The sequence below is a fragment of the Palleronia sp. genome, from assembly GCF_042089775.1.
In the GTDB taxonomy this organism is placed as follows: Bacteria; Pseudomonadota; Alphaproteobacteria; order Rhodobacterales; family Rhodobacteraceae; genus Palleronia.
This window is the reverse complement of record NZ_JBELKF010000148.1, coordinates 1-5,215: the sequence shown is the minus strand read 5'-3', so window position 1 is coordinate 5,215 and position 5,215 is coordinate 1. Positions and strand designations below refer to the sequence as shown.

6 protein-coding genes are annotated in these 5,215 nt (G+C 69.1%); all 6 read left to right on the top strand.

Features of this window, described 5'->3' with window-relative positions; genetic code table 11:
• The coding region (locus tag ACFDS3_RS18815; RefSeq protein ID WP_375263878.1) for a TRAP transporter permease at nt 1–1,083 on the top strand (1,083 nt) is incomplete at its 5' end.
• A gap of 21 nt (nt 1,084–1,104) precedes the next feature.
• Entirely contained in the window at nt 1,105–1,770 is a 666-nt protein-coding gene (locus ACFDS3_RS18810) for a 3-oxoacid CoA-transferase subunit A (protein WP_375263877.1), read from the top strand.
• Nucleotides 1,767–2,417 carry a 3-oxoacid CoA-transferase subunit B gene (locus tag ACFDS3_RS18805; RefSeq protein ID WP_375263876.1) on the top strand — a complete coding sequence of 217 codons (651 nt, stop codon included), beginning with the start codon at nt 1,767–1,769 and terminating at the stop codon, nt 2,415–2,417. Before ACFDS3_RS18810 ends, ACFDS3_RS18805 begins: the two co-directional genes overlap by 4 nt.
• 11 nt (nt 2,418–2,428) lie before the next feature.
• Nucleotides 2,429–3,223 carry a citryl-CoA lyase gene (locus ACFDS3_RS18800; RefSeq protein ID WP_375263875.1) on the top strand — a complete coding sequence of 265 codons (795 nt, stop codon included), beginning with the start codon at nt 2,429–2,431 and terminating at the stop codon, nt 3,221–3,223.
• Between the two features lie 72 nt (nt 3,224–3,295).
• Nucleotides 3,296–4,150: an HpcH/HpaI aldolase/citrate lyase family protein gene (locus ACFDS3_RS18795; protein ID WP_375263874.1), complete on the top strand. Its 855-nt coding sequence runs from the start codon at nt 3,296–3,298 to the stop codon at nt 4,148–4,150.
• Between the two features lie 7 nt (nt 4,151–4,157).
• Nucleotides 4,158–5,141 carry an NAD(P)H-dependent flavin oxidoreductase gene (locus ACFDS3_RS18790; protein WP_375263873.1) on the top strand — a complete coding sequence of 328 codons (984 nt, stop codon included), beginning with the start codon at nt 4,158–4,160 and terminating at the stop codon, nt 5,139–5,141.
• Nucleotides 5,142–5,215 lie beyond the last annotated feature (74 nt).

The following is a 5,215-nucleotide window of genomic DNA, read 5'->3' as shown; positions in this document are numbered from 1 at the left end:
GGCGCCACGCTGATGCCGCCGGTGATGGGCACCGTGGCCTTCGTCATGGCCTCGTTCCTCGGGGTGCAATACTCGGCCATCGTCATCGCCGCGGTGATCCCGGCGTTGATGTTCTACGCGGCCCTTCTGCTGCAAGTCGACATGTATGCCGCGCGGCGCGGGCTGATGGGCCTGCCGCGCGAGGATTTGCCGCCGCTCTGGCCGGTTCTCAGATCGGGCTGGCCCTATCTTCTGAGCCTCGCGGTGCTGATCTTCGTGCTGATGGGAATGCGGCTGGAGGCGCGCTCACCCTATTACGCCTCGGTGGTGATGCTGGTGGCGACGGCGTTCAACCGCGACACCCGCCTGACATGGACGCGCGCCAAGGCGCTGCTTCTGGACATCTCGTCGAACATCGCGAGCCTCGTGGCGGTGCTGGCCGGGATCGGCCTCGTCGTGGGCGGGCTGTCCTATACCGGCGTGGCGGGCGCCTTCTCGCGCGAGCTGCTGCTCTATGCGGGCGGCAACACGGCGCTGATGCTGATAGCGGGCGCGGTGACGAGCTTCGTGCTCGGCATGGGGATGACGGTGACGGCCTGCTACATCTTCCTGTCGATCCTGCTGGCGCCCGCGCTGATGCAGGCTGGGCTCAACCCGATCGCCAGCCACCTGTTCATCCTCTACTGGGGCATGCTGTCCTACATCACGCCCCCCGTGGCGCTGGCCGCGATCACGGCGGCCAACGTGGCAGGCTCCAAGCCGATGCAGACCGGCTTTCATGCGATGCGCCTCGGCATGCCGCTCTTCGTGCTGCCCTTCATCTTCGTCTACGACCCGGCGCTGATCATGGAAGGCACATGGCTGCAGATCATCGAGCGGGTCGCGCTGACGCTGGTGGCGATCTGGGCGATCACCTCGGCCTTCGAGGCCTGGATCTACGGGATCGGCCGGATCGGCGTACCGAGCCGGATCGCCTTTGCGGCGGGCGGCGTGCTGATCCTGTTTCCCGAACTGACGACCAGCCTCATCGGCGCGGGCGTGCTGGCCGCGGTGATCGCCGTCAACCTCGGGCTGAAGCGGCGCTCCGGCGCGGCCAAGGTCTGATTTCAGAGACGAGAGAGACTCATGGACAAGAGCAAGGCGGATCTGGCCGAGGCCGTGGCCCCGATTACCGACGGGGCCTCGGTGATGATCGGCGGCTTCGGCTCCTCGGGCATCCCCTTCGGGCTGATCGACGCGCTGCTGGAGCAGGGCGCGACCGGGCTCACGGTGATCTCCAACAACGCGGGCGCGGGCGAGACCGGGATCGCGAAGCTGCTGAAAGAGGGCCGGGTGGCCAAGGTCATCTGCTCCTATCCGCGCTCGCCCGGCTCGATCTGGTTCGAGCGGCGCTATGAGGCGGGCGAGATCGCGCTCGAGGTCGTCCCACAAGGCACGCTGGCTGAACGTATTCGCGCGGCCGGGGCGGGGCTTGGCGGCTTTCTGACCCCCACCGCCTACGGCACGCTTCTGGCCGAGGGCAAGGAGACGAGGGTGATCGACGGCAAGGGCTATGTGCTGGAGGCTCCGCTTCCGGCCGATTTCGCGCTGCTGCGCGCGGATCGCGGCGATCCATGGGGCAATCTGAGCTTCCACGCGACGGCGCGCAACTTCAACCCGGTGATGGCCATGGCCTCGCGCCACGCGGTGGCCGAGGTGCGGCAGCTGTCGCGCGCGCCGCTCGATCCGGAACTGGTGGTGACGCCGGGCATCTTCGTCCAAAGTGTCGTGGAATACGGGGTGCGCCCATGAACGCCATGTCTCTCAATCGCCTGACCGATGCCGAACTGGCCGCCCGCGTCGCGCGCGACATCCCCGATGGCTCCTACGTCAACCTCGGGATCGGCAAGCCCACCCATGTCTCGGCCCATGTGCCCGAGGGGCGCGAGGTGATCTACCACTCCGAGAACGGCATCCTCGGCGTCGGCCCGACCCCGCCCGAGGGCGAGGAGGACTTTGAGCTCATCGACGCCAGCAAGCGCTATGTTACGCCCGCGCCGGGGGCCGCCTATTTCGAACATGCCGACAGCTTCGCGATGATGCGCGGCGGTCATATCGATATCGCCGTGCTCGGGGCCTACCAGGTGGCCGAAACCGGCGATCTTGCGAACTGGGCGACGCTGGACGAGAAGTTCCCCCCCGCCGTCGGCGGCGCGATGGACCTCGTGGCCGGGGTGCCGACCATCCTCGTGATGATGCGCCACACCGACCGCGACGGTAGCCCGAAGCTGCTCAAGCGCTGTACCTACCCGCTGACGGGCCTCGGCGTGGTGCGCCGGGTCTATACCGATCTCGCGGTGCTCGACGTGACGCCCGATGGCTTCCGGCTCGTGGAGCTGACCCCCGGCAACAGCCTCGACGCCGTCCGCGCCGTCACCGGGGCCGACATCCTGACCTGAAAGGACCACCCGTGCCCAAGCGCAAGGACCGCCTGACCTCCGACATCGGCTGGAGCACCGCCGACCGGATCACCGTGCGCGGCCTCGATCTGCCGAGCGAGATCCTGGGCGAGATGAACCTCGGCGATCTCGCTTTCCTGCTGACCGCGCATCGCAAGCCGACGCCTGAGGAGTCGAAGGTCTTCAACGCCATCGTCATCACGCTGGTCGAGCATGGCATCACCCCCTCGGCGATGGTGGCGCGGCTGACCTATATGGGCGCGCCGGAGTCGCTTCAGGGTGCCGTGGCCGCGGGGCTCAACGGGCTGGGCACGGTCTTCGTGGGCTCGATGGAGGGGGCCGCGCGGATGCTCTACGAGGCGCTGCCCGCCAAGCGGACAGGCCAAGGCGCGGATCTCGATGCGATCGCGCGCGAGGTCGTCGCCGGTCACGCCGCGCGCAAGGCCATCGTGCCGGGTCTGGGCCATCCGCTCCACAAGCCCGAGGACCCGCGCACGCCGCGCCTTTTCGAGATCGCGGCCCAGAACGGGCTGTCTGGCGACTACGTGGCCCTGATGCAGGCGATCCAGCGCGAGGCTGAGGCCGCGCGTGGCAAGCCGCTGCCGATCAACGCCACTGGCGCGATCGGGGCGATCTGCTGCGAGTTCGGCTTTCCATGGCAGATCGTGCGCGGCTTCGGCGTCATGGCCCGCTCGATCGGTCTCGTCGGGCATCTGCTCGAAGAGCGCAGCGATCCGATGGCCTTCGAGCTGTGGCAGCGCACCGAAGAAGAGATCCTGCGCAACAGCGGCCCGCAAGGCGGCTGAGACCGAAAGGGCATGCACCATGCGCGCGCGATCACCGAGCCATCAGGGGCGCTGCCAGGAGCGGAGGATCGCATGGAACTGATCGATCAAGGCGAAGACACGCCGCGCTTTCCGCTTTTCGTGCCCGCCGACAGGCCGGATGTCTTTGCCGCGGCTTGTGAGGCGGGGGCCGATGCCGTGGTCATCGATTTCGAGGATTCCGTGGCTCCCGACAGCAAGGCAGGGGTGCGGCGCATCCCGGCGGGCGCGCTGCCCGAGCACCGCGTGGTGAAGCTCTATCTGCGGGTGAACGGCACCGGCACGCCTTGGTATCGTGACGACGTGGCCTTCGCCCGGATGAGCGGCGTCGACGGTGTCGTGCTGCCCAAGGTCGAAAGCGCCGAGCAGGTCGCCCGGCTGCGCGCCGGGCTGGGAGAGGGGCAAAGGATCGTGGCGATGATCGAGACGGCGCGCGGCCTGTCGAACGTCGAGGCGATCGCGCTGAGCGCGGACCGGCTGGCCTTAGGCTCGATCGACCTGTCGGAGGACATGGGCTGCGCCCACACCCGCCTCGCCCTGCTGCCGCTGCGCAGCCGCATGGTGCTCGCATCGCGGCTCGCCGAGCGTCCCGCGCCGCTCGACGGCGTGTCGATCGGCGTCGAAAACGCGGCGGCGGTGGCCGATGACGCGCGGCATGCCCATGAGCTCGGCCTCGGCGGCAAGTGCCTGATCCATCCCCGGCAGATCGCTCCGGCCCGCGCCGGTTTCGGCGCCATCCCGCAGGACCTCGACTGGATTCGCCACATCGCCGCCATCGACGGCGGCACGCCCGCCGAGCCCGTGCAGTCCCCGGTGGCGGTGCGGGCGAGACGGCTTCTCGCGCGGAACTGCGCAGAGACATCGCGGCCCGCCGACCCGGCGCCGGGCCCATCATCGACAGCAAAGTGAGGACGACATGACCGAGCAACGTCACATCGCGGCAAGCGGGCCTGCCTCGGCGCTCGGGGCGGGGATGAAGCTGCCGCTCATCTGCGCGCCGATGTTCCTCGCCTCCGGCGTCGATCTGGTGGTGGCGCAGTGCTGCGCCGGGGCGATCGGCACCTTCCCGTCGCTCAACGCGCGCCCCGCTGAGCGGCTGGACGCATGGCTCACAGAGATCGAGACCCGATTGGAGGCGTATCGCCGCGACACCGGAGAGACCCCGGCCGCCTATGGGGTCAACCTCATCGTCAACGACTACAATACCCGGCTCGACGACGACCTCGCCGCCATTGTGCGCCACAAGGTGCCGCTGGTCATCACCTCGCTCTCGGCCCCCGACAAGGTGGTCGAGGCGGTACATGGCTACGGCGGACTGGTGTTTCACGACGTGATCAAGCCGCGCCACGCGCGCCGCGCGCTCAAGGCCGGGGTCGACGGGCTGATCCTCGTCTGCGCGGGCGCGGGCGGCCATGCCGGCACGCTTAGCCCCTTCGCGCTGGTCGAGGAGGTGCGCGGCTTTTACGACGGGCCGCTGGTGCTGTCGGGTGCCATCGCCAATGGCCGCGCCATCCTCGCGGCCGAGGTGCTGGGCTGCGCGTTCGCCTATGCGGGCACGGTCTTTATCCCGACAAGGGAGGCGATCGCGCCCGAGGGGCACAAGGAGATGATCCTCGCCGCCGCCTCGGATGGCATCACCTACACGCCGCTGTTCTCTGGCACGCATGCCAACTACCTCACGGCGAGCGTCGAGGCCGCGGGGGTCGATCCCGACGAAGCCCGCCACGCGCAGCCGCGCCGCATGCAAGACAAGTCCGACCCGGAGCGGCCCAAGGCCTGGAGCCAGGTCTGGAGTGCCGGGCAGGCGGTGGCGCAGTCGCAGGTGCTGGAGCCCGCGGCGCAGGTCGTGGCCCGGCTCGCGCGCGAATACGAGGCCGCGCGGGCGGCGCTGCGCCAATGAGGGAGGTCAAGATGCCGGGAAGCGAGACAGGGGTGCCCGACAGCCGCGGGCAGAACAGCTACCGCACCGATCCG

Bases quoted from the DNA above. Each gene is read 5' to 3' on its own strand.
- ACFDS3_RS18790 (WP_375263873.1), top strand. From the start codon at position 4,158: ATGACCGAGCAACGTCACATCGCGGCAAGCGGGCCTGCCTCGGCGCTC.
- ACFDS3_RS18795 (WP_375263874.1), top strand. From the start codon at position 3,296: ATGGAACTGATCGATCAAGGCGAAGACACGCCGCGCTTTCCGCTTTTC.
- ACFDS3_RS18810 (WP_375263877.1), top strand. From the start codon at position 1,105: ATGGACAAGAGCAAGGCGGATCTGGCCGAGGCCGTGGCCCCGATTACC.
- ACFDS3_RS18805 (WP_375263876.1), top strand. From the start codon at position 1,767: ATGAACGCCATGTCTCTCAATCGCCTGACCGATGCCGAACTGGCCGCC.